The sequence below is a fragment of the Micromonospora sp. AMSO31t genome (assembly GCF_008868175.1).
Classification (GTDB): domain Bacteria; phylum Actinomycetota; class Actinomycetes; order Mycobacteriales; family Micromonosporaceae; genus Micromonospora.
This window is the reverse complement of sequence record NZ_WBKT01000033.1, coordinates 12,951-34,094: the sequence shown is the minus strand read 5'-3', so window position 1 is coordinate 34,094 and position 21,144 is coordinate 12,951. Positions and strand designations below refer to the sequence as shown.

Below are 21,144 nucleotides of genomic sequence, written 5' to 3'. Positions count from 1 at the left end.
GCCAAGGGTACGAGACGACGGCCACACCGCCACCCACCGGTGATCGCCCCGGCGGGGGCTAGGGTCCCGGCATGCCCTTCGACATCGCCCGCACCCGGGCCGCCTATCCCGCCCTGACCGAGGGCTTCGCCCACTTCGACGGCGCCGGCGGCACCCAGACCGCCCGGCCGGTGATCGAGGCGGTCGCCGCCGCCATGACCACCGCCACCGGCAACCGGAGCACCGCGTTCGTGCCCGGTCGGCGGTCGCTGGACCTGGTGGCCGCGGCCCGCGCCGCGGTGGCCGACCTGCTCGGCGGGGAGCCGGACGGCGTGGTGCTGGGCCCGAGCGCCACGGCGCTCACGTACACCCTGGCCCGGACCCTCGGCGCGGGCTGGCGCCCGGGCGACGAGGTGGTGGTCTCCCGGCTGGACCACGACGCCAACGTTCGGCCGTGGGTGCAGGCGGCCGAGGCCGCCGGGGCGACGGTGCGCTGGGCCGAGTTCGACCCGGCGACGGGGGAACTGCCCGCCGGCCAGTACGCCGACCTGGTCACCGAGCGCACCCGGCTGGTGGCGGTGACCGCCGGCAGCAACGCGATCGGCACCGTGCCGGACGTGGCGGCGATCGCCAAGACCGCGCACGCGGCCGGCGCGCTGGTCTGCGTGGACGGGGTCCACGCGGTGCCGCACGGCCCCACCGACCTGGCGTCGCTCGGCGCGGACTTCCTGGTGACCAGCGCCTACAAGTGGTCCGGGCCGCACCTGGCCGCGATGGCCGCCGACCCGGCCCGCTGGGCGTCGCTGCGCCCGGCGAAGCTGCTGCCGTCCTCCGACGCGGTCCCCGACCGGTTCGAGTACGGCACCCCGAGCTTCCCGCTGCTGGCCGGGGTGGTCGCGGCGGTGGATCACCTGGCCACCCTCGACGGGGACGCGACCGGCGGCCGCCGGGACCGGCTGCGGGCCGGGCTGGCCGCCGCACAGGCGCACGAGGAGGCCGTCTTCGAGCGGCTGCTCGCCGGGCTGGCCGCCCGCCCCTTCGTCACCGTCCACGGCTCGCCGGCCCGGCGCTGCCCGACGGTGTCGTTCCGGGTGGCCGGGTGGACCCCGGCGGACACCGCGGCGGCGCTGGGCGCGGCCGGTGTCTGCCTCTCCTCCGGCGACTACTACGCCTACGAGTGCTTCCGGACGATGGGCCTGCGGGACAGCGGCGGCGCGGTCCGGGCGAGCGTCTACCACTACAACACGGTCGAGGAGGTGGACCGCTTGCTGGCCGAACTCGACCGGCTGGCCGCCGCCGGGGAGAGAATGGCCGGGTGAGCTTCCTGGTCGAGGAGAACCCCGCGCAGCGCCGCTTCGAGATCCTGGTCGACGACGCGCTGGCCGGGTTCACCGCGTACGTGCCGCGCGGCGAGGTGCTGGTCTTCACGCACACCCAGGTGGACGAGCGCTACCAGAACATGGGGGTGGGCTCGGCGCTGATCGGGGGCACGCTCGACCAGATCCGCGAGCGCGGCGGCCGCGTCGTGACGCAGTGCGAGTTCATGGCCAAGTTCATCCAGCGCCACCCCGAATACGCCGACCTGGTGGTCCCCGAGCCCTGACCGGGCGCCGGCCCGGCCGGGGTCGGGTCGGCTCAGCGGGCGCCGGCGAGCAGTTCGGCGGCGGCGCGGGCGGAGGCGCGGGTCGCGCCGTGGGTGGCCACGTGCACGGCGCCGGTGACCAGCTCGGGCACGCCCAGCTCGACCACCACCGTGTCCGGGCGGGCGGCCAGGGCGCGGGACACGGCGTCCCGCATCCAGTCGTGCCGGTGCAGGTCCCGCACCACGAGCACCAGCGGGCGGCCGGCCGCGCCGGCGGCCGGGTCGGCGGGGACCTCGTCCCGGGCGTACCGGGCGGTCGTGGTGCCGGGCGCCAGGTCGGTCAGGGGCGCCGCGATCCCCCACGGGGTCTCCTCGCCGATGGCGATGTTGCGGGGCGGGGCGAACTCCACCACGTGCGCCGGGCCGGCCAGCGGCAGCAGCCCGCCCGCGGCGGTGACCACCCGCAGGGCCCGGCGGGCGGCGGCCAGGCCGATCGCCGAGCCGGCGTCGCCGGGCCGGGCGCCGGACCGGCCGGCCCGCGCGGCGACCGTCCAGGCGGCGAGCTGCCCGACCCGCTTCGCCGCCTCGGCCAGCCGCTCCTCGGGCAGCTCGCCGGCGACGACCGCGGCCACGACGGCGTCCCGCAGCTCGCGGGCGTCGGCCTCGGTGGCCCGCTCCCCGCCCACGCAGATCGCGTCCGCCCCGGCGGCGAGCGCGCGGACCGCCGCCCCCGCGAAGCCGTACCGGTCGGCGACGGCCCGCATCTCCACCGCGTCGGTGACCACCACCCCGCCGAAGCCCAGCTCCTCGCGGAGCAGGCGGCCCAGGATGCGCGGGCTGAGGGTGGCCGGCAGCTCGGGGTCCAGCGCGGGCACCAGCAGGTGCCCGGTCATCACCGCCTGCACCCCGGCCGTCACGGCGGCCCGGAACGGGGCCAGCTCGACGGCGTCCAGCCGGGCCCGGTCGCCGCCGATGCGGGGCAGGTCGTGGTGGGAGTCGACCCGGGTGTCGCCGTGCCCGGGGAAGTGCTTGGCGCAGGCCGCGACGCCGCCGGCCTGCAGGCCGCGGACCCAGGCGGCGGTGTGCCGGGCGACCAGGGCCGGGTCGGCGCCGAACGAGCGGACCCCGATCACCGGGTTCTCCGGGTTGGAGTTGACGTCGGCGTCCGGCGCGTAGTTGAGCGTGACGCCGACCGCGGCCAGCTCGGCGCCCAGGTCGCGGGCGACCTCCTCGGTGAGGGCCGGGTCGTCGACCGCGCCGAGGGCGAGGTTGCCGGGCCGGGAGCTGCCGCGGACCGACTCGATCCGGGTGACGTCGCCGGCCTCCTCGTCGATGGCCACGATGACGTCGGGCCGCTCGGCGCGCAGGGTCGCGGTCAGCGCGGCGACCTGCTCGTGGTCGACGACGTTGCGGGCGAAGAGGACCACCGACCCGAGCCCCTCGGCGAGCCAGCGGCAGACCCACGGCGGCGGTGTGGTGCCGACGAACCCCGGTTGCAGGACGGCGGCCGCCAGGGCCGCCAGGTCTCCGGTCGCTCCCACGGTCCGCTCACTCATGCGCTGTCGTACCCCCGTCTTCCCCACGGCCCGCCGCCCGGCGGTGCTGCCATGGTCACACCGCGTCCCGAAATAGTCAACAATCCTTACTGTTAGCGGCTGGCACCGTCGGGCGGCCCGTGGGAGAGTGCGAACATGCCTCCCGCCCTGCTCGCCGACGCCACCAGCGCCGCGGACATCCCCGGCGTACGCCTGCTCGGCCTGGTGGTCGGCGGCCTGTTCCTGCTGATCGCCATCCGGGCGATGTTCCGCCGCTGACCCGCCCGTTCGGATCCCGTCTCCCCGGGGTAGGGCTGTCGTTGTCCGTGCGTGCGCTCGGCACGCGGACCGGCGAGGGGGAACCATGAAGATCGGCTACTTTCTGTCCAGCGAGGAGTACACCCCGGCGGAGCTGCTGGAACAGGCGCGCGGCGCCGAACGCGCCGGCTTCGAGGCACTGTGGATCTCCGACCACTACCACCCCTGGGTCGACGCGCAGGGCCAGAGCCCCTTCGTCTGGTCGACCATCGGCGCCCTCAGCCAGGTCTGCCGGCTGCCGGTGACCACCGCGGTCACCTGCCCGACCGTCCGCATCCACCCCGCGGTGATCGCCCAGGCCGCGGCCACCAGCGCGGTGCTGCACGAGGGGCGGTTCGTGCTCGGGGTGGGCAGCGGCGAGGCGCTGAACGAACACATCTTCGGCGACCCGTGGCCGCAGGCCGACGTCCGGCTGGAGATGCTGGAGGAGTCGATCGAGGTGATCCGCAAGCTGTGGACGGGGGACTTCGTCAACCACCACGGCAAGCACTACACGGTGGAGCACGCCCGGATCTACACCCGCCCCGACACTCCCCCGCCGATCTACGTCTCGGGCTTCGGGGCGAAGTCGATCGAGCTGGCCGCCCGGATCGGCGACGGCTACGTGAGCACCATGCCCGACGCCGACATGGTGCGCCGCTTCCGCGACTCCGGCGGCGGCGACAAGCCCTGCCAGGCCGGGTTCAAGGCCGCGTACGCCGACAGCGAGGACGAGGGCGTGCGGATCGCGTACGAGCGGTGGCCCAACGCCGGCGTGCCGGGGGAGCTGTCCCAGGTGCTCCCCTCACCGCGCCACTTCGAGCAGGCCGCGCAGCTGGTCAAGCCCGAGATGATGAAGGAGGCGTTCGTCTGCGGCAGGGACGCCGACGCCCACCTGGAGATGATCGACAAGTACGCCAAGGCCGGCTTCGACGAGATCTACGTGGCCAACACCGGCCCGAACTGGCAGGGCCTGTTCGACCTCTACCAGCGCGAGGTTCTCCCCCGCCTGCGCTGAGGCCCGCGCCCGGGAGCGGTGAGCCGGTGCTCCGGCCGGGCTCCGGCTCGCCGCCCGGGGGCGCGGATGTGACGGTCCGCCCCGCCCGGTTTCGGCGGTGATCGCCAGGGGTACCTGCGGCCACTGATGAGACTGACCACGCACTCCACGACCCTGCGCCGCGCGGCCAAGAGCCTCTTCGGCTGGACCGCCCTCCGGCCCAACCAGCTGGCCGCCATGCGGGCGGTCATGAAGCGCCGCGACGCCCTGGTGGTGCTGCCCACCGGCGCCGGCAAGTCGGCGATCTACCAGATCCCGGCCAGCCTGATCCCCGGCCCCACGGTGGTCATCTCCCCGCTGCTCGCCCTCCAGCAGGACCAGATCGCCGCGCTCAACGAGCGGCAGCGGCCCGAGCTGCGGGCGGTCCGGATCAGCTCCGACGAGACCGCGACCCAGCAGGCCGAGGCCATCGAGGAGATCCGGGCGGGCCGGGCGGAGTTCCTGTTCATCACCCCGGAGGCGCTGAGCAACCCGGAGCGGCTCGCCGAGGTCCGCGCGCTCAAGCCGGCGCTGGTGGCGATCGACGAGGCGCACTGCATCTCCGCCTGGGGGCACGACTTCCGCCCGGACTACCTGGCGCTCGGCCACCTGATCGAGGGCATCGGCCGGCCACCGGTGGTGGCGCTGACCGCCACCGCCTCCCCGCCGGTCCGCGACGACATCGTGGCCCGGCTGCGGCTGCGCGACCCCGAGGTGGTGGTGTCCGGGCTGGACCGGCCCAACCTCTTCCTGGAGGTGGCGCACTGCCCCACCGACGACTACCGGTGGCGGCGGCTGCTCGCGCTGCTCCGCGACGACGAGCGGCCCGGCATCATCTACGTGCCGACCCGGCGGGCGGCCGAGGAACTGGCCCAGCGCCTCACCGACGCCGGCTTCCCGGCGCAGTTCTACCACGGCGGGATGCCGACCGGCGCGCGCAACGAGCTGCACGAGGCGTTCCTCGCCGACCAGGTGCCGATCATGGTGGCCACCTCGGCGTTCGGCATGGGCATCGACAAGCCGAACATCGCCTGGGTGGTGCACATGGCGCTGCCCGACTCGCCGGACAGCTACTTCCAGGAGATCGGCCGGGCCGGCCGGGACGGCGCGCCCGCCCGGGTGCTGCTGCTGTGGCGCGCCGAGGACGTCGGTCTCCAGCGCTACTTCAGCGGCGGCCTGCCCGACGAGAACGAGCTGGCGGAACTCGCCGCCGTGCTGCGCAAGCAGGCCCGGACCAAGAAGGAGCTGCGCGAGCTGACCGGCCTCGGGCCGCGCAAGCTCGGCCAGTACCTCTCCCTGCTGGAGCAGGTGGGCGCCGCGGAACCCCGGACCCGGCAGCGGATCGCCGCCCCCCGGTACGCCCCGGCGGCCGCCGAGTCCGGCCGGGCGGCGCTGGCCGAGGCGGAGCGGCAGCAGACCGTGACCCGGTCCCGGACCGACATGATGCGCGCGTTCGCGGAGACCACCGGCTGCCGGGGGCAGGCGCTGCTGGCGTACTTCGGTGAGCAGATGAGCGAGGTCTGCGGGCACTGCGACAACTGCCACGCCGGCACCAGCGTCCCTTCCGACGGCGCTGTGGGGCCGTTCCCCGTGCACAGCCAGGTGCGCCACCCGGAGTGGGGCGCCGGCCTGGTGCTCAGCTACGAGGAGGACCGGATGACGGTGCTCTTCGACGAGGTGGGCTACAAGACGCTGTCCGTCCGCGTGGTGTCCGAACAGGGCCTGCTGGAGCTGGACTAGCCTGACCCGGGCGCCGCGGTGGCGGCGCCCGTCGACAACGACGACACGGCGAAAGGGGCTTGATCGTGATCGAGCAGCCGGCGTACACCGGGTTCGGTTTCTCCGACGAGGAGTGGGGGCTGCTGGTCGGTCTGCCGCAGTCGGTCCTCGCGGCGGCGGCCGCGGCCGAGTCCGACGGCACGCGGCGCACCATGGCCGAGAACGCCGCCGGGCTGGAGATGATCGCCGCGGGCCGCGAGTCGGCCAGCCCGCTGGTGGCCGCCGTCGCCGGGGAGGTCGTCTCCCGGGTGGGCGACCCGGAGGCCGGCGCGGAGCTGCCGGTCCTCAGCCCCGACGATCCGCAGGCGATGATCGAGGACGTGCTGGGCCGGGCCCGGCAGGCGTCGGCGCTGCTGTCCGGCAGGATCGACGAGGGTCAGGCGGGCGCCTACCGGCACTGGCTCGTGGAGATCGCCGAGCAGGTGGTGGGGGCCGCGGCCACGGGCGGCATCCTGGGCCTCGGCGGCGACGTGGTGAGCGACTCGGAGCGGCGCTTCCGCGACCGGCTCGCGCACGTGCTCAACGACTGAACGGACTGTTAACAGACACTTCCACGTCCGTCAATGACGGATATGTCACGCCCCACGAGTGCCAACTCCCGGCCTCGTGGGGCGTCCTGCTTGTGGAGGGTCACCGAATCGACGGGGGTCGGGCATGGACACGGAACTGAAGCGGCAGGTCTTCGACACGGAGCAGGTGCCCGCCGCCGACCGCTTCGGGCTGTGGCTGGACATGCTCGCCAGCACGCCCGGGCTCATGCGGGTACGCACCGAGCACGCCGACAACTTCGTGGCCCGCTCGGAGTTCCTCGACCTGGGTCCCATGCAGCTCGTCCGCCACCGCTACCCCTCGCTGGACGGGATCCGGACCCGGAAGCTGATCCAGCGCTCCGACGCGGACTACTACGTGCTCGCGCTGACCCTGGCCGGCACCGGCATCGCGGGCCAGGACGGGCAGCGCGGGGTCTGCCGCCCCGGCGACTTCACCTTCTACGACTGCGCCCGCCCGCAGGAGCTGAGCCACCGCGGCGAGGACGGGGACCAGCCCCTCCGATCGATCGTGGCCTTCATCCCGTACGGGGCGGTGCCGCTGGCCAATCGCCGGCTCGCTCCCCTGTTCGCCGGGCGGATGTCCGGCACCGAGGGGATCGGGGCCCTGCTCGCCGACTACCTCATCCGGCTCACCAACCACCCCGAGCAGTACCACGCGGCGGACGCGGAGCGGCTGGGCGCGGTCGGGCTGGACCTGGTGTCCACGCTGCTGGGCCGGCACCTCGTCTCCGAGGACGCGGTGCCCACCGAGGTGCGGCGGCGGGCCCTGCTCGCCCAGGTGCGTTCGCACGTCCGCCAGTACCTCGGCGACGCAGCGTTGAGCCCGCAGTCGATCGCCGACGCCCACCACATCTCGGTCCGGTCGCTGCACCGGCTGTTCGAGGCCGAGGAGACCACGGTCGCCGCGTACATCCGGGACGAGCGGCTGGCGCGGTGCCGGCGGGACCTCGCCGACCCGGCGCTCGGCGACCTGCCGATCCAGCTCGTCGCCGGCCGCTGGGGCTTCCGGGACAAGGCCCACTTCAGCCGGGCGTTCCGGGCCGCGTACGCGGAGACGCCGCAGGCGTACCGGGCGCGCCATCGGGAACCGGCACGGATCGTCAACACGGCGGCGTCCGGAGTCAACTCCGGCGGGACATACTGAGTGCGGGCCGGCCGGGCGACCGGCGCGGCCCACTGGTATCGGGGGGCCGCGGCGAGGCGCCCGCGGCGGTTCCGTCGCGGGCGGCCGCCCGGTGGCCCTTCGAGGGGCCGCACCGGTTTCCGGCCCTGCCGTGCTTCCCCCCAGGACCGACGGCGGGGCCGGTCAGCCCGCCTCCTCCTCCAGCAGCACCAGGACGGCCTTCTCCACGGCCTCGCGCGGCATGTCCGGCTGCACCGGTGCCAGCACGCCGTCGTGGTAGAGGTCGACCACCCGCGGGTCCACGTAGGACGTCCGGGCCACGGTGGGGGTGTTGCCGAGCAGCTCGGCGACCGAGCGCATCACCGTTGCCACCGCCCGCCGGCGGGCCGTCGTGGAGCGCTGCGGGCCGACCGTGGCCAGCTCGGTGGCGGCCAGCACGGTGGCGTGCCAGGTGCGGAAGTCCTTGGCGGTCATCTCGCCGCCGCTGGCCTCGCGCAGGTAGTCGTTGACCTCGTCGCTGCGCACGTCCCGCCAGGTCTGGCCGTCCCAGTAGCCGAACAGCCGCTCCTCGGCCCGCCGCCGCCGGCGCAGGTTGGTCAGCACCCGGCACAGCTCCGGGTCCTCGATCCGGCGGACCTGCTCGATGCCGCCCTTCGCCGGGAACTCGAAGACCACGCAACCGCCGCGCGAGCGGGCGTGCTCGGGACGCAGGGTGGAGACGCCGAAGGTGGCGTCCTCGCCGGTGGCGTACTGGTCGCTGCCGACCCGGAACATGCCCATGTCCAGCAGCCGGGCGACGGTGGCCAGGATCCGCTCCCGCCGCAGGCCGCGCAGCGCCAGGTCGTGCTCCACCCGGTCGCGCAGCCCGGGCAGGCGGTGGGCCACCTGCAGCACGTGGTCGAACTTGGCCTCGTCCCGCTTCTCCCGCCACTTCGGGTGGTAGAGGTACTGCTTGCGCCCGGCCGCGTCGATCCCGGTGGCCTGGATGTGCCCGTTCGCGTGCGGCGAGATCCACACGTCCTGCCAGGCCGGCGGGATGACGAGCTCGCGCAGCCGGGCCAGCTCGTCGGGGTCGCGCACCGCCTCGCCCTTCGCGTCGACGAAGAGCCAGCCCTTGCCGCGCCGCCGGCGTCCGTACCCCGGCCTGCCCGGATCACTACGCCGCAATCGCACCGGAGACCCGCACCGCCCGTTCCGCCTCGTCCACGGCGGCCACCACCTCGTCGACCCGGATGGCCGCCAACGTCGGGTGGGTTCCTACCCCACCGGAACCGGCCCAATCCCGGTCGATCCCGTCGCGGGGCGTGACCCCGAGCACCCGGTGCCGGGGCCGGTCGGGCGGCGGGCCCCAGTGCGCCGGCGGCACCGGCCCGAAGAGCACCACCGAGGCGGTGCCGTAGCCGGTGGCCAGGTGCGCGACGCCGGTGTCCCCGCTGACCACCAGCCGGGCGTCGGCCACCAGCGCGGCCAGCTCGGCCAGCCCGGTCCGGCCGGCGAGCACCGCGTCCGGGGGCAGCCCCGCGTCCCGGGCCACCCGGGCGGCCAGGTCCCGCTCGTCGGTCGAGCCGGTGAGCACCACCCGGTGTCCCCGGGCGGTGAGGATCCGGGCCAGCGTGGCGAAGCGGCCGGCCGGCCAGCGCTTCGCGGGAACCTTGCTGCCGGGGTGCAGCACGGTGACGCCGGTCGGGTCCGCGGCGGCGGCCGGGCGGCGCAGCGCCAGGTCGCCGGGGTCGGCCGGGAGGCCGTACCAGTGCAGCAGCCGGCACCAGCGCCGCACCTCGTGCTCCTCGTCGTCCCAGGCCGGCCCGGCCAGGTGCCCGGCCTCGGTGTTGCGGTGGGCGAGCAGCCGGCCCGGCCGGGCCGCGGTGAGCATCCGGTGCGAGGCCGGACCCCGCCCGTGCAGGTTGACCGCCACTTCGGGCGGCGGGCCGGGCCACGCCGGCCGGTCGGCCAGCCCGGCGGTCGGCAGCACCCGGTCGACCGCCCCGGTCAGCTCGGCCAGTGGCGCCAGCCAGGCCGGCGCGGCCAGCACCAGCTCCCGCCCCGGGAAGCCGGCCCGCAGGCCGCGCAGCGCCGGGACGGCGGTGGCCAGGTCGCCGACCCCGAGCGCCCGCAGCACGAGGATCACGGGTACGACGACTCCTGCTCGGCGCAGACCACCAGCTCGCGTACGGCGCAGCCGGCCGGCTGGGCGAGGGCGAACATGACCGCGGCGGCGGTGTCGGCCGGCTCGTTGAGGACCGCGTCCGGCCCCGGGCGGTACTGGGCGTCCCGCTCGTCGAAGAAGGCGGTGCGCATGCCGCCGGGAATGAGCAGCGTGACCCCGACCGCGCCGGCCAGCTCGGCGGCGAGCGCCCGGGTGAAGCCGACCACCCCGAACTTCGCCGCGCAGTACGCGGTCGCGTCGCTGACCGCCTTCACCCCGAGCGTGGAGGCGACCGTGACGATGTTGCCCCGCGACGCCTCCAGGTAGGGCAGCGCGGCCCGGATGACCGCGGCGGTGGCGAGCAGGTCCACCGTGACGATCCGCTCCCAGGTCTCCGCCGGCACGTCGATGAGCTTCCCCGGCACGTCCATGCCGGCCGCGGTCACCACCGCGTCCAGCCCGCCGGAACGTTCCGCGAGGTCCCGGGTGGCGGCCTCGGCGGCCCGGGTGTCGGCCAGGTCGCACTCGACCCAGGGCACCCCGTCGGCGGGCCGCTGCCGGTCCAGCACCAGGGGACGGCCGCCCGCCCGGGCCACCGCGGCGACCACCGCCCCGCCGAGCCCGCTCGACCCGCCGGTGACCAGGACGGTGGGACCCGCCCCGGGTGGGCTGCTGCTCATGCCGCTCCCTCCGCCGTGGATCTGACGACCGCCGGGACGGCCCCCGCGGGCCAGCCCGCCGTGCCGCGCCCGGCCCGGGCCGCCGCGATCATGTCGGTGGTGGACCGCCCGTCGAGGTACGGCACGACCACCGTGTGCCCGCCCCAGCGGGCGAGGATCTCCGCCTCGGGGAGGGTCTCCGCGCCGCCGCCGCTGGCGTAGTCGCCGCCCTTCACCCAGATGTCCGGGCGCAGCCAGGACAGCGCCGCGCGCGGGGTGGGCTCGTCGAAGATCAGGACGGCGTCGACGCAGCCCAGCGCGGCGAGCAGCCGGCCCCGGTCACCCTGCGGGACGACCGGCCGCTCCGGCCCCTTCAGCCCGGCCACGCTGGCGTCGGAGTTGAGGCAGACCACGAGGCAGTCGCCGAGCTGCCGGGCCGCCTGGAGGGTCGCCACGTGCCCGGCGTGCAGCAGGTCGAAACAGCCACCGGTGGCCACCACCGTGCCGCCGGCCGCGCGTACCCGGGACACCACCTCGCCGGCCGCGGCGGCGCCGATCCGGTCCCCGCCGCCCACGACCACCGCCGGGGCGGCGGCCCGGACCGGGGCGGGCAGCGCGGTGGCCACTCCCCCGCCGGCCACGTACGCGGACGCCTCGGCCACCGCCTCCTGCACCGCCTCGGAGACCAGCGCGCCCCCGGCCAGGGCCAGGGTGGCCGCCGCGGCGAACCGGTCGCCCGCGCCGCAGGTGTCCCCCTCGGCGGCCGGGGCGGGCACCACCAGCGGGGTGGAGCCGGCGTGGCAGAGCAACGCCCCGTCCCCGCCCAGGGTCACCGCCACCGCGCCGGCCTGCCAGCGCCGGCGCAGCGCCTGCGCGCCCCGGGACGCGGTGACCAGCCGGGACGCGCCCGGCGGCGCCTTGGCCAGCTCGCGTGCCTCGGACTCGTTCGGCGTGGCGAGGCTGACGCCGGGCACCGCGGCCGGGCCGCGCGGGTGCGGGTCCCAGACCACCGGCGCCCGGGTCGCGGCGAGCGCGGCACGCAGGGCAGGGTGCCGGGCGACTCCCCGGCCGTAGTCGCTGACCAGCACGGCGGAGGCGGTGGCGAGCAGGCGCAGCACGGCCTCGCTCGGCTCGCCCGGCTCGCCGGCCGGCCCGCCCCGGTCGTGGCGCAGCAGCACCCGGCCGCGCGCCCGCAGCCGGATCTTCTCCGGGGTGGCCCCGGCCAGCGGCAGCGCGTACAACTGCACGCCGGCCGCGGCGAGCAGGGTGCCCAGCCGCGCCCCGCCCGCGTCGTCGGCGACCGCGGTGACCAGCGCGACCTCGGCGCCCTGCGCGGCGGCGAAGACGGCGGCGAGGCCGGCGCCGCCGGGGCGGTCGACGTGCGTGGTCTCCTCGAGCACCGGCACCGGGGAGTCCGGGCAGAGCCGGTTCACCACCCCCTCCACGTCCCGGTCCAGCAGGGTGTCACCGAGCACCACCACGGGTCCCGTCATGCTCGACCTCCTCATCGGGCGTGCACCTCCCCGTCCGAGCCGTCGCCGAGCACCACCTCGACGCCGGTGCGCACCGTGTCGGCGGGCGTCGTCTCCGCCCCCCGGGCGGCGAGCGCCGCCGGCAGCGCCCGGTCGACGTACTCGCAGAGGACGTGGGTGGCGACCAGGTGCAGCTCCTGCACCACCTGGCTGTCCGGCGAGTCGATGGCGAGCGTCTCGTGGCACTCGCCGGCGAGGGGGTTGGGGGTGGGGCCGGTGAAGGCCCAGCAGCGGAGGCCGGTGTGGTGTGCGGCGCGGGCGGCGGTGAGGAGGTTGGTGCTGGTGCCGCTGGTGGACAGGAGCAGGAGGATGTCGTCGGGTCGGCCGTGGGCGCGGACCTGGCGGGCGAAGATCTCGTCGTAGCCGTAGTCGTTGCCGATGGCGGTGAGGGCGGAGGTTTCGGCGTGCAGGGCGATGGCGGACAGCGGTTCGCGGTCGTCGCGGAGTTTGCCGACGAGTTCGGCGGTGAGGTGTTGGGCCTCGGCGGCGCTGCCGCCGTTGCCGGCCACCAGCAGCCGTCCGCCGGTGGCCAGCCGGTGCGCCAGCTCCCCGCCCCAGCGGGCCAGCAGCAGCTCCGCGTCGCGCAGCGGCAGCAGCGCGGCGGCCAGCCGGGTCAGGTGGTCCTCCAGGACCGTCCCCCCGACGGCCGGCGTGGGCGCCGCCATCAGGCGACCACCCGGGTGGGCCGGCGCACGGTGGCCACCTCGGCGTACAGCCCGCCGAGGCGATCGGCCGTGGTGGACCAGGAGTAGCGGGTGCGGGCCCGTTCCAGGGCCGCGGTGGCGTAGGCGAACCGGCGGATCCGGTCGCCGAGCAGCCCGCGGATCGCCGCGCCGAGGGCCGCCGGGTCGCGGGCGGGCACCAGGTCACCGGTCCGGCCGGGCACCACCGTGTCGATCAGCCCGCCGACGGCGGTGCCGATCACCGGTACGCCGCACGCCATCGCCTCCAGCGGGGTGAGCCCGAACGGCTCGTACCAGGGGGCGGCCACCAGCACGTCCGCCGACCGGTACCAGCGCCCCATCTCCTCCCGGGGCACCGCCCCGATGAGCTTCACCCGGTCGGCGATTCCCCGGGACGCGGCGAGCGCGCGCAGCCGCACCGCGTACGGGTCGGTCTCCAGCAGCCCGGCCGGCGGGCCGCCGACCACCACGCACTCGGCGTCCGGCACCAGGGCGGCGGCCCGGATGACGTCCTGGAAGCCCTTGCGTTCGACCAGCCGCCCGACGGTGAGGATCCGGGGCCGGGTCCCGTCCCGGTCGGCGACCGGCCCGAGCGGCGCGAAGGTGGACAGGTTCACCCCGGACGGCACGACGGTCATCCGGGACCGGGGCACCCCCATGCGGACCAGCTCGGCGACCTCGTCCTGGCACTGGGCGACCACCCGGTCGACCGCGCGACCCAGCCGGCGCTCGTGCGCGACCCGGCCCGGTGGGCTGGTGTCCTGCGCGCCCTGGTGCCGCCGCTTGACCGTGCCGAGCGCGTGGTACGTCTGGACCACCGGCACCCCGGTGCGCCGCGCGGCGGCCAGCCCGGCCAGGCCGCTCATCCAGAAGTGCGCGTGCACCACCTCGGGCTGCCAGTCGCCGGTGCGCCACCGCTCGGCCAGCCACTCCCCGAACGCCGGCATGTACGGCAGCAGGTCGTCCTTCGCCACCGGCTCGGCCGGCCCGGCGGGCACGTGCACCACCTCGTACCCGTCCGGGGCGCGGACCGTCACCGGCAGGTCCACCGCGTCGAGCCGGGTGTACACCCGGACGTCGTGACCGGCGGCCACGAGCGCGGCGGAGAGCTCCGCGACATGCGTGTTCTGGCCGCCGGCGTCCTCCCCGCCGAGGACGGCGAGCGGGCTGGCGTGTTCCGAGATCATCGCGATGCGCATACTTCCTCCTCCAGCAGCCGGTCCCAGTCGGCGAGGAAACGCTCCAGGCCGTAGCGGTCGCGGGCGGCGGTCCGGGCCGCGGCGCCCGCCCGGCGGGCCGCCGCAGGATCGTCCAGCAACCCCCGGGCCGCGTCGACCAGCACGTCGACCCGGGTGGAGAGGGCGCCGGCGGACGGCGGGACCGCCTCCACGGCCTCGGTGGTGGCCAGCGCGACCACCGGCATGCCCATGGTCATGGCCTCGACGAGGCTCAGCCCGAGCGAGGTCCACCGGCACAGGTGCAGGTACGCCCGCCGCTTCGCCAGCTCGGCGTGCATGGCGTGCTGGGGCACGTCGTCGTGGCTGGTCAGCCGGTCCGGTGGCAGGCCCAGGTGCTCGGCCAGCCCGGCCACCCTCATGCCGTAGACGTCCAGCGGGGCGAGTTCGGCGAACCGGGCCAACAGGTCGGTGCCGGTGACCCGCCAGCGGCGCACCGGCTCGTTGATGACCACGGCGAGGCGGTCCAGCTCCCCGGTCCACTCGACGGCCGGGGCGACCACCCCGTGCTCGACCACCGCCGTCCGGGTGCCGCCGTTGTCCCAGAACAGCTCGTTGAAGTGGGTCACGTGGGTGAGCAGCAGGTCGTCCCGGTCGGCCATCGGGTGCCGGCTGTTCGGCACGTCGCCCTTCGGCGTGTTGTGCTCCACGTAGATCGCCGGCACGTCCCGGCCGACCCGCCGGCCCAGCCACTCGCAGGCCAGGTCGAACTCCTCGGGCCGCTGGAGCAGCACCACGTCCACGTCGGCGCGGCGCAGCTCCGCCGGGGTCACCTCGACGGCGCTGTCCGGCCACGGGTAGGTCCGCGCCCGGCCCAGCCCGTACGCGCCGCGGTCCGGGGTGACCGGCACCAGGTAGCGGTGTTTGCCGTGCACGAACGACGTGGTCCAGGAGCCGTGCACGTGCCAGACCAGGACGTTCATCCGACCACCCCGCCGGGCACGGTGACCAGCGGCTCCGGCGCGTCGGCGGGCACCCCGAGCAGCCGCAGCGCCTCCAGCACCCGGCCCGGCTCGACGGCCGAGAGGCAGGGGTGGCCGGGGACCGGGCAGCGCGTGGCCCGGGTGTCCCGGCAGGCCGCACCGGCGTCGCCGAGCCGGACCGTGGGCACCCGGTAGGGCCCCCACTGCCCGAACGGGACGGTCGGGGCGAAGAGGCTGACCACCGGCACGCCGAGCGCCGCCGCCAGGTGCGCCGGCCCGGTGTTGCCGACCACCAGCGCGCCGGCCCGGGCGACCACCGCGGCCAGTTCACCGAGGCCGGTGCGCCCGCCCAGGTCGAGACCGCCCGCGGCGGCCACCTGCGCGGTCAGCTCCCGCTCGTCGGGCCCGCCGGTGACGACCACCCGGTAGCCGGCGGCGCTGAGCACCCGGACGATCCGGGTGGCCAGCTCGAAGGGGCAGGCCCGGGTCTCCACGGAGGAGCCCGGGTGCAGCACCACGTAGCCCGGCTCGCCGGCGGCCGGCGCGGGCGGCAGCCGGTCGGGGCGCAGCCGCAGCCCCGGCTCGTCGCCGGCGGGCAGCGCGAAGCCGGCCGCCGCGGCCAGCGACAGGGCCCGCTCCGGCTCGGGCACCCCGACGGGCACCCGGTGTCGCACGTCGAGCAGGGCGCCCGGGTAGTCGTCGCTGATCGCGCTGATCCGCGGCACCCCGGCCATCCGGAGCAGCAGCGCCAGGGGCAGCGCCGACTGGTGGAAGGAGGTGAAGACGACGGCCTCCTCCGCGCCGACCGCCGCGAGCCGGTCGACCAGGGCGCGCAGCCCGGCCGGGTCGACCGGCGGGGCCGGAGCGTCGATCCAGGGCAACGGGCACTCGATGATCTCGTCGACGCCGGGCAGCAGCTCCGCCGCCGCCCGGCCGCGTGGCCCGCAGAGCAGCACCACCCGTTCCGCCCCGGCCGCCACCGCGCGGATCCCGGGGCCGGTGACCAGCACGTCGCCGGCGGCGTCGCTGCGCGCCACCAGCACGGTGCCCCGGTGGGGCGCCGGCTCCGGCGCGGCCACCAGCCGCATGCGGCCGAGGATGGTGCTCACGGCGTCCGGCAGGTCGGCGGCGACGGCCGACGCGGCCGCCACCTCGGCGGCCCGCGTGGCCGGGGTGGGCACCAGGATGCCGGCGGCCCCGGCCGCCGCGGCGGCGGCCATGTCGGCGCCGATGTCGCCGACCAGGACGCAGCGGGCCGGCGTGGTGCCGAGCGCCCGGGCGGCCGCGTGCACCAGCCCGGGGGCCGGCTTGCGGCAGGCGCAGCGGTCCGGCTCGCCGTGCGGGCAGATCTGCCAGCAGTCGAAGGGGCCGAGCAGCTCCTCCACCCGGGCGTTGACCCGGCGCAGGTCGTCCGGGGTGAAGCAGCCCCGGGCCAGGCCGGACTGGTTGCTGACGACCGCCAGCCGCAGCCCGGCCGCGCGCAGCCGGTCCAGCGCCTCCCGGGCGCCGGGCACCGGCCGGACCTTCTCCGGGTCGCCGTTGTAGGGCACGTCCTCGATCAGCGTGCCGTCCCGGTCCAGCAGCACCGCGTCGTACAGGCCGGACGGGAACCGGTCAGCACCCGGGTCAACCCGGGCTGACCTGCACTGATCCCGCTCGTGGTCCCGTCGCACGGGCGGCGGGTTCCCGACCCCCCGAGGAGTAAACATCAACTTCGGCGGAGCAGCCTCCGCCGGTGCCGTACGGCCGGCGCGCCCCGCGCTGCCGCCGGCCCGGTCCGGCGTTACCCGCCGCCCCCGAGAAGCTAACCCGGCCGGTCGTTAGCGGAGGTCCGGGCGGGGGTATGGGGTTGCGGTGGCGATTGTGGAGAAAGTGATCGACGCGCCCCCGCAGCAGGTCTTCGACGTGCTCGCCGACGGGTGGACGTACAGCGACTGGGTGGTGGGCACGGTGCACGTCCGGAACGTGGACGACACCTGGCCCCGGGTGGGCAGCAAGCTGCACCACAAGGCCGGCCCGTGGCCGTTCTCGCTCCAGGACACCTCCACCGTGCTGGAGTGCGACGCCCCGCACAAGTTCGTGGTGCGGGCCGGGCTCTGGCCGGCCGGTGAGGCGATCGTGGTGTTCCGGCTCGAACCGCTGCCCGACGGCCGGACGCGGGTCACCATCGGCGAGGACTTCGCCGCCGGGCCGCTGCGCTGGATCCGGAACAAGCTCAACGACCTGGTGCTGCACCAGCGGAACAAGGAGACGTTGACCCGGCTCTCCGACATCGCCACCCGGCAGAAGGCGGACCGGTGACCCAGCGGGTGGTGGTCACCGGGGCGAGCGCGGGCGTGGGGCGCGCGGTGGCCCGGGCGTACGCGGCCCGCGGCGCGCGGCTGGCCCTGCTCGCGCGGGGCGCGGCCGGACTGGCCGCCGCCGAGCGGGACTGCCGCCGGCTGGGCGCCGCCGACGTGCGCACCTACCGGGTGGACGTCGCCGACGCGGGCGCGGTGCAGGGCGCCGCCGACGACGTGGTGCACCACTACGACGGGCTGGACGTCTGGATCAACGACGCGATGGTGTCGGTGTTCGCGCCGGCCTGGGAGATCACCGCCGCCGAGTTCCGCCGGGTCACCGAGGTCAACTACCTGGGCACCGTGCACGGCACGCTGGCCGCGCTGCGCCACATGCGCGCCCAGGGCCGCGGGGCGATCGTGCAGGTGGGCTCGGCGCTGGCCTACCGGGGCATCCCGCTGCAGTCGGCGTACTGCGCGAGCAAGCACGCGGTGCAGGGCTTCAACGACTCGCTCCGGGCCGAACTGCTGCACGACTGCCCCGGCGTGAAGCTGTCCATGGTGCAGCTCCCGGCCGTCAACACCCCCCAGTTCTCCTGGGTACGCACCCGGCTGCCCCGGCACCCGCAGCCGGTGCCGCCGATCTTCGCGCCCGAGGTGGCCGCGCGGGCGGTCGTCTGGGCCGCCGACCGCGGGCCGCGCGAGCTGAATGTGGGCGGCCCGACGTGGCGGGCCCGGCTGGGCAACGTCCTCTTCCCCGGGCTGCTGGACCGGAAGCTGGCGCGGGACGGCTACGACAGCCAGCAGACCGACGCGCCGATCGACCCGGCGACCTGGCGTGACAACCTGGACCGGCCGGGCGACGACGAGCGGGACCGGGGCGCCGAGGGTGTCTTCACCGACTCGGCCCGCCGGCGCTCGGCCGCACTCTGGGTGAGCACGCACAAGCCTGCGGTGTCCGTGCTGGCGATCGGCGGGCTGCTCACGGCGGCCGGCGGCTTGGCCCGCCGGTTACGCTGACCGACCACGCGGGCGACCCCTCCGGAATCCTCCGGGCGGGCGTCTGTGCGGACCGCGCGGAGGGTACTGGCTACCCTCTCAGGTGAACCTGTCGGCCGACCGAGGATGTCCGTGATGATCGAACCCGTGCAGTTGCCCTCCCCGTGGCGCGACGCACGCCTGACCGTCGTCGTTCCGACCTACAACGAGGCGGGCAACCTCCCAGTGCTGGTCGAGCGCCTCCTCGCGCTGCCGCTGCCCGGGTTGAAGGTGCTCGTCGCGGACGACAACTCCCCGGACGGCACCGGGGAGGTCGCCGACAAGTTGGCCATCGAGCACCCGGACCGGGTGCTCGTGGTGCACCGTCCGGGCAAGGAGGGCCTCGGCCGGGCGTACGTGGACGGCATGGGGCGGGCGCTCGACGACGGCGCCGAGTACGTGGCGCAGATGGACGCCGACCTGTCGCACCCGCCGGAGGCGCTGCCCGGCATGCTCGGCGCACTGCTCTCCACCCAGGCCGGCGTGGTCATCGGCTCGCGCTACGTGCCCGGGGGCGAACTGGACGAGAACTGGCCGCTCTACCGGCGTGCGCTCAGCGGCTGGGCCAACCTCTACGTGCACACCCTGCTGCGGGTGCGGATCCGCGACCTGACCGCCGGCTTCAAGATCTGGCGGGCCGACGCGTTGCGCGCCATCGGCCTGGAGCGGGTGCAGTCCAACGGCTACAGCTTCCAGGTGGAGATGCACTACCTGGCCACCAAGCTGGGGCACACGATCCTGGAGGTGCCGATCCGCTTCGAGGAGCGCCGCGAGGGCGCCTCGAAGATGACCACCGCCACCAAGATCGAGAGCGCGCTGATGCCGTTCAAGCTGCGCACCCGGCACCGCAACCTGGACACCTGACCGGCGCTCGCCGTTCGCACGGACACTGGCCTCACGCTGCGTCAATATGACGCAGCGTGAGGCTTTGTCGTCGGCCACCGCGATCTCACACCGCCTTTGCTCTGCAGCCATGACCGCAGCACCCTTCCCACCTGCGCGGCGGGGAACCGCCCGGCCGCCGCGCCGGCCGCCGGCCGACACCCTGCGAAACCGCTGCGTATGCGGCTGCAGAGCAAAGGCGGTGTGGGAGAGATGCTGGCCGGCGGGTGTCGGTCACCATCGGTGACCGGAAGCGAAGAATGCGCCCTGGTCAGCGGTAGACGCTGCGGTGCGCGGCGCCGATCACGCCCGCGTACAGGTCGCCGGTGAGCAGGCGGTCGCGGGCCAGGGCGGCCCGGGCGGCGTTCGCGCCGGGCGCGCCGTGCACCCCACCGCCGGGGTGCGCCGAGGCGCTGGCCAGGTAGAGCCGGTCCACCGGGGTGTCCGCGCGGCCCAGGCCGGGGATCGGCCGCAGGAACAACTGCTGGTACGCGGCCGCGGTGCCGCCGCCCAACGCGCCGCCGACCAGGCTCGGCTCGGCGGCCTCCAGGTCGGCCGGACCGGCCACGTGCCGGCCGACGATCAGCGAGCGGAAGCCCGGGGCGGCCTCCTCCAGCACCTCCTCCATCCGCTCCACGTGTCCGATGACGTCCTCGGCCCGCCAGTGCCGGCGGAACGGCAGGTGGGTGTACGACCACAGCGACTCGGTGCCCGGCGGGGAGTGGCTCGGGTCGGCCACCGACATCTGCCCCACCAGCAGGAACGGGTCCCGGGGCACCTCGCCGCGGGCCAGCGCCCCCGCGTAGGCGGTGAGCCCGTCCAGGTCGGCGCCCAGGTGCACGGTGCCCGCGCCGGCGACGGCCCGGTTCTTCCACGGCACCGGCGCCGAGAGCGCCCAGTCCACCTTGAGCGTGGAGCCGTCCCACCGGAAGTGCGCCAGGTCCTCGACCAGCCGGGGCGGCAGCGCCGCCGGGCCGACCAGGTCCAGGTAGAGCGCCGGGGCGGGGACGTCGGCGAGCACCGCCCGCCGCGCCCGCCAGTCGGTGCCGCCGGCGGTGCGCACACCCATGGCCCGGCCCCGGGCGGTGAGCACCCGGTCGACCCGGGCGCCGTACTCGATGCGGCCGCCCCGCTCGACCAGCCGGGCGACAAGCGCGTCGGTGATCCGCTGCGCGCCGCCCACCGGCACCGGCCAGCCCACCTGCTGGCCGAGCATGGCGAGCAGCCAGCCGTACACGCCGGACCCGGCCTCCTCCGGTGACAGGTCGGTGTGCAGGGCGCAGCCGGCCAGCAGCGCGGGCCCGCCCTCGCCGGCGAAGAGTTCGTCGCCGAGCTTGCGCACCGGCACCACGAGCCGGCGGGCGAGCCGCAGCGCGCCGGAGATCCGGAGCCGGCGCAGGAGGGTCAGCCCGCCGCGCACGGGCGGGAACGGACTCGTGATGGTGTCCAGCATCGGCTCGGCCACCTGGCACCAGTCGGCGTACGCGTGCCGCCACCGGTCGCCGTCGCCGGGGGCGAACGTCTCCAGGGATGCGGCGGTGGCGTCCAGGTCCCGGTTGACCACGGCCGCGCGCCCGTCGGGCAGCAGGTGGGCCAGCACGTCCGGGGCGTGGGTCCAGGTCAGCCCGTGGCGCTCCAGGCCCAGGCCGGCGAGCACCGGCGAGGCGTAGCCGAGGGGATAGAAGGAGCTGTAGAGGTCGCTGAGGTAGCCGGGGGCGGTCACCTCGGCGGAGCGCACCGCCCCGCCGGGGACCTGGGTCGCCTCCAGCACCAGCACGTCCCAGCCCGCATCGGCCAGCAGGTTCGCGGCCACCAGACCGTTGTGCCCGGCCCCGATGACGACGGCGTCCGCGGTGGAAATCATCCGATCCGCCTACCCGGCCGG

General features: G+C 75.9%; 20 protein-coding genes. 10 read left to right on the top strand and 10 right to left on the bottom strand.

What is annotated here, in order from left to right; genetic code table 11:
* The first annotated feature begins 71 nt into the window (after window positions 1–71).
* Window positions 72–1,298 carry a cysteine desulfurase-like protein gene (locus F8274_RS10720; RefSeq protein WP_151462142.1) on the top strand — a complete coding sequence of 409 codons (1,227 nt, stop codon included), beginning with the start codon at window positions 72–74 and terminating at the stop codon, window positions 1,296–1,298.
* Window positions 1,295–1,582, top strand: a complete 288-nt coding sequence (locus tag F8274_RS10715) for a GNAT family N-acetyltransferase (protein WP_151462141.1) — start codon at window positions 1,295–1,297, stop codon at window positions 1,580–1,582. Before F8274_RS10720 ends, F8274_RS10715 begins: the two co-directional genes overlap by 4 nt.
* A 32-nt stretch (window positions 1,583–1,614) precedes the next feature.
* On the opposite strand, the gene F8274_RS10710 is transcribed toward F8274_RS10715, so the two are convergent.
* A complete protein-coding gene (locus F8274_RS10710) occupies window positions 1,615–3,117 on the bottom strand; it encodes a glycoside hydrolase family 3 protein (protein ID WP_151462140.1) in 1,503 nt (500 codons plus the stop codon).
* Window positions 3,118–3,252: 135 nt separating this feature from the next.
* Between F8274_RS10710 and F8274_RS32345 the strand changes: the two genes are divergently transcribed.
* From F8274_RS32345 to F8274_RS10690, 5 genes are all read left to right on the top strand, one after another.
* On the top strand, window positions 3,253–3,375 hold the full coding sequence (locus F8274_RS32345) for a hypothetical protein (RefSeq protein ID WP_255474570.1): 123 nt from the start codon (window positions 3,253–3,255) through the stop codon (window positions 3,373–3,375).
* Window positions 3,376–3,460: 85 nt separating this feature from the next.
* The gene (locus F8274_RS10705; RefSeq protein WP_151462139.1) at window positions 3,461–4,411 is read left to right on the top strand and encodes a TIGR03557 family F420-dependent LLM class oxidoreductase; all 951 of its coding nucleotides are present in this window, start codon (window positions 3,461–3,463) and stop codon (window positions 4,409–4,411) included.
* A gap of 126 nt (window positions 4,412–4,537) precedes the next feature.
* Window positions 4,538–6,169, top strand: coding sequence for an ATP-dependent DNA helicase RecQ (locus F8274_RS10700; protein ID WP_151462138.1), 1,632 nt, complete (start codon window positions 4,538–4,540; stop codon window positions 6,167–6,169).
* A 65-nt stretch (window positions 6,170–6,234) separates the two neighbouring features.
* Entirely contained in the window at window positions 6,235–6,738 is a 504-nt protein-coding gene (locus F8274_RS10695; RefSeq protein WP_151462137.1) for a hypothetical protein, read from the top strand.
* A 124-nt stretch (window positions 6,739–6,862) separates the two neighbouring features.
* Window positions 6,863–7,903, top strand: a complete 1,041-nt coding sequence (locus F8274_RS10690; RefSeq protein WP_151462136.1) for a helix-turn-helix domain-containing protein — start codon at window positions 6,863–6,865, stop codon at window positions 7,901–7,903.
* A gap of 162 nt (window positions 7,904–8,065) precedes the next feature.
* Here the strand turns inward: F8274_RS10690 and F8274_RS10685 are convergent, their stop codons facing one another.
* The 8 genes from F8274_RS10685 to F8274_RS10650 are packed head-to-tail and all read right to left on the bottom strand — an operon-like array spanning window position 8,066 to window position 16,769.
* A complete protein-coding gene (locus tag F8274_RS10685) occupies window positions 8,066–9,055 on the bottom strand; it encodes a DNA topoisomerase IB (RefSeq protein ID WP_151462135.1) in 990 nt (329 codons plus the stop codon).
* On the bottom strand, window positions 9,039–10,010 hold the full coding sequence (locus F8274_RS10680) for a glycosyltransferase family 9 protein (protein ID WP_151462134.1): 972 nt from the start codon (window positions 10,008–10,010) through the stop codon (window positions 9,039–9,041). The genes F8274_RS10685 and F8274_RS10680 overlap by 17 nt, the downstream gene beginning before the upstream one ends.
* Window positions 10,007–10,708 carry an SDR family oxidoreductase gene (locus F8274_RS10675; RefSeq protein WP_151462133.1) on the bottom strand — a complete coding sequence of 234 codons (702 nt, stop codon included), beginning with the start codon at window positions 10,706–10,708 and terminating at the stop codon, window positions 10,007–10,009. Before F8274_RS10675 ends, F8274_RS10680 begins: the two co-directional genes overlap by 4 nt.
* Window positions 10,705–12,180 (bottom strand): PfkB family carbohydrate kinase, encoded by a 1,476-nt coding sequence (locus F8274_RS10670; RefSeq protein WP_151462132.1) that lies wholly within the window; start codon window positions 12,178–12,180, stop codon window positions 10,705–10,707. Before F8274_RS10670 ends, F8274_RS10675 begins: the two co-directional genes overlap by 4 nt.
* An 11-nt stretch (window positions 12,181–12,191) precedes the next feature.
* Entirely contained in the window at window positions 12,192–12,884 is a 693-nt protein-coding gene (locus F8274_RS10665; RefSeq protein ID WP_151462131.1) for an SIS domain-containing protein, read from the bottom strand.
* Window positions 12,884–14,101 (bottom strand): glycosyltransferase, encoded by a 1,218-nt coding sequence (locus F8274_RS10660; RefSeq protein WP_151462130.1) that lies wholly within the window; start codon window positions 14,099–14,101, stop codon window positions 12,884–12,886. Before F8274_RS10660 ends, F8274_RS10665 begins: the two co-directional genes overlap by 1 nt.
* A complete protein-coding gene (locus F8274_RS10655; protein ID WP_151462129.1) occupies window positions 14,086–15,060 on the bottom strand; it encodes a glycosyltransferase in 975 nt (324 codons plus the stop codon). The genes F8274_RS10660 and F8274_RS10655 overlap by 16 nt, the downstream gene beginning before the upstream one ends.
* On the bottom strand, window positions 15,057–16,769 hold the full coding sequence (locus F8274_RS10650; RefSeq protein ID WP_192579782.1) for an HAD-IIIA family hydrolase: 1,713 nt from the start codon (window positions 16,767–16,769) through the stop codon (window positions 15,057–15,059). The genes F8274_RS10655 and F8274_RS10650 overlap by 4 nt, the downstream gene beginning before the upstream one ends.
* 154 nt (window positions 16,770–16,923) lie before the next feature.
* On the opposite strand from F8274_RS10650, the gene F8274_RS10645 reads away from it, so the two are divergent.
* The 3 genes from F8274_RS10645 to F8274_RS10635 all read left to right on the top strand — a co-directional run bounded on the left by F8274_RS10645 (window position 16,924) and on the right by F8274_RS10635 (window position 19,241).
* The gene (locus F8274_RS10645; protein WP_370518218.1) at window positions 16,924–17,361 is read left to right on the top strand and encodes an SRPBCC family protein; all 438 of its coding nucleotides are present in this window, start codon (window positions 16,924–16,926) and stop codon (window positions 17,359–17,361) included.
* A complete protein-coding gene (locus F8274_RS10640) occupies window positions 17,358–18,359 on the top strand; it encodes an SDR family oxidoreductase (protein WP_151462126.1) in 1,002 nt (333 codons plus the stop codon). Before F8274_RS10645 ends, F8274_RS10640 begins: the two co-directional genes overlap by 4 nt.
* 114 nt (window positions 18,360–18,473) lie before the next feature.
* Window positions 18,474–19,241, top strand: coding sequence for a polyprenol monophosphomannose synthase (locus F8274_RS10635; protein ID WP_151462125.1), 768 nt, complete (start codon window positions 18,474–18,476; stop codon window positions 19,239–19,241).
* 289 nt (window positions 19,242–19,530) lie between these two features.
* Here F8274_RS10635 and F8274_RS10630 read toward each other — a convergent pair whose 3' ends face one another.
* A complete protein-coding gene (locus tag F8274_RS10630; protein WP_151462124.1) occupies window positions 19,531–21,123 on the bottom strand; it encodes an NAD(P)/FAD-dependent oxidoreductase in 1,593 nt (530 codons plus the stop codon).
* Between the last annotated feature and the right edge of the window lie 21 nt (window positions 21,124–21,144).

Bases quoted from the DNA above. Each gene is read 5' to 3' on its own strand.
- F8274_RS10720 (WP_151462142.1), top strand. From the start codon at position 72: ATGCCCTTCGACATCGCCCGCACCCGGGCCGCCTATCCCGCCCTGACC.
- F8274_RS10710 (WP_151462140.1), bottom strand. From the start codon at position 3,117: ATGAGTGAGCGGACCGTGGGAGCGACCGGAGACCTGGCGGCCCTGGCG.
- F8274_RS32345 (WP_255474570.1), top strand. From the start codon at position 3,253: ATGCCTCCCGCCCTGCTCGCCGACGCCACCAGCGCCGCGGACATCCCC.
- F8274_RS10705 (WP_151462139.1), top strand. From the start codon at position 3,461: ATGAAGATCGGCTACTTTCTGTCCAGCGAGGAGTACACCCCGGCGGAG.
- F8274_RS10700 (WP_151462138.1), top strand. From the start codon at position 4,538: ATGAGACTGACCACGCACTCCACGACCCTGCGCCGCGCGGCCAAGAGC.
- F8274_RS10690 (WP_151462136.1), top strand. From the start codon at position 6,863: ATGGACACGGAACTGAAGCGGCAGGTCTTCGACACGGAGCAGGTGCCC.
- F8274_RS10675 (WP_151462133.1), bottom strand. From the start codon at position 10,708: ATGAGCAGCAGCCCACCCGGGGCGGGTCCCACCGTCCTGGTCACCGGC.
- F8274_RS10670 (WP_151462132.1), bottom strand. From the start codon at position 12,180: ATGACGGGACCCGTGGTGGTGCTCGGTGACACCCTGCTGGACCGGGAC.
- F8274_RS10665 (WP_151462131.1), bottom strand. From the start codon at position 12,884: ATGGCGGCGCCCACGCCGGCCGTCGGGGGGACGGTCCTGGAGGACCAC.
- F8274_RS10660 (WP_151462130.1), bottom strand. From the start codon at position 14,101: ATGCGCATCGCGATGATCTCGGAACACGCCAGCCCGCTCGCCGTCCTC.
- F8274_RS10655 (WP_151462129.1), bottom strand. From the start codon at position 15,060: ATGAACGTCCTGGTCTGGCACGTGCACGGCTCCTGGACCACGTCGTTC.
- F8274_RS10650 (WP_192579782.1), bottom strand. From the start codon at position 16,769: ATGTTTACTCCTCGGGGGGTCGGGAACCCGCCGCCCGTGCGACGGGAC.
- F8274_RS10635 (WP_151462125.1), top strand. From the start codon at position 18,474: ATGATCGAACCCGTGCAGTTGCCCTCCCCGTGGCGCGACGCACGCCTG.
- F8274_RS10630 (WP_151462124.1), bottom strand. From the start codon at position 21,123: ATGATTTCCACCGCGGACGCCGTCGTCATCGGGGCCGGGCACAACGGT.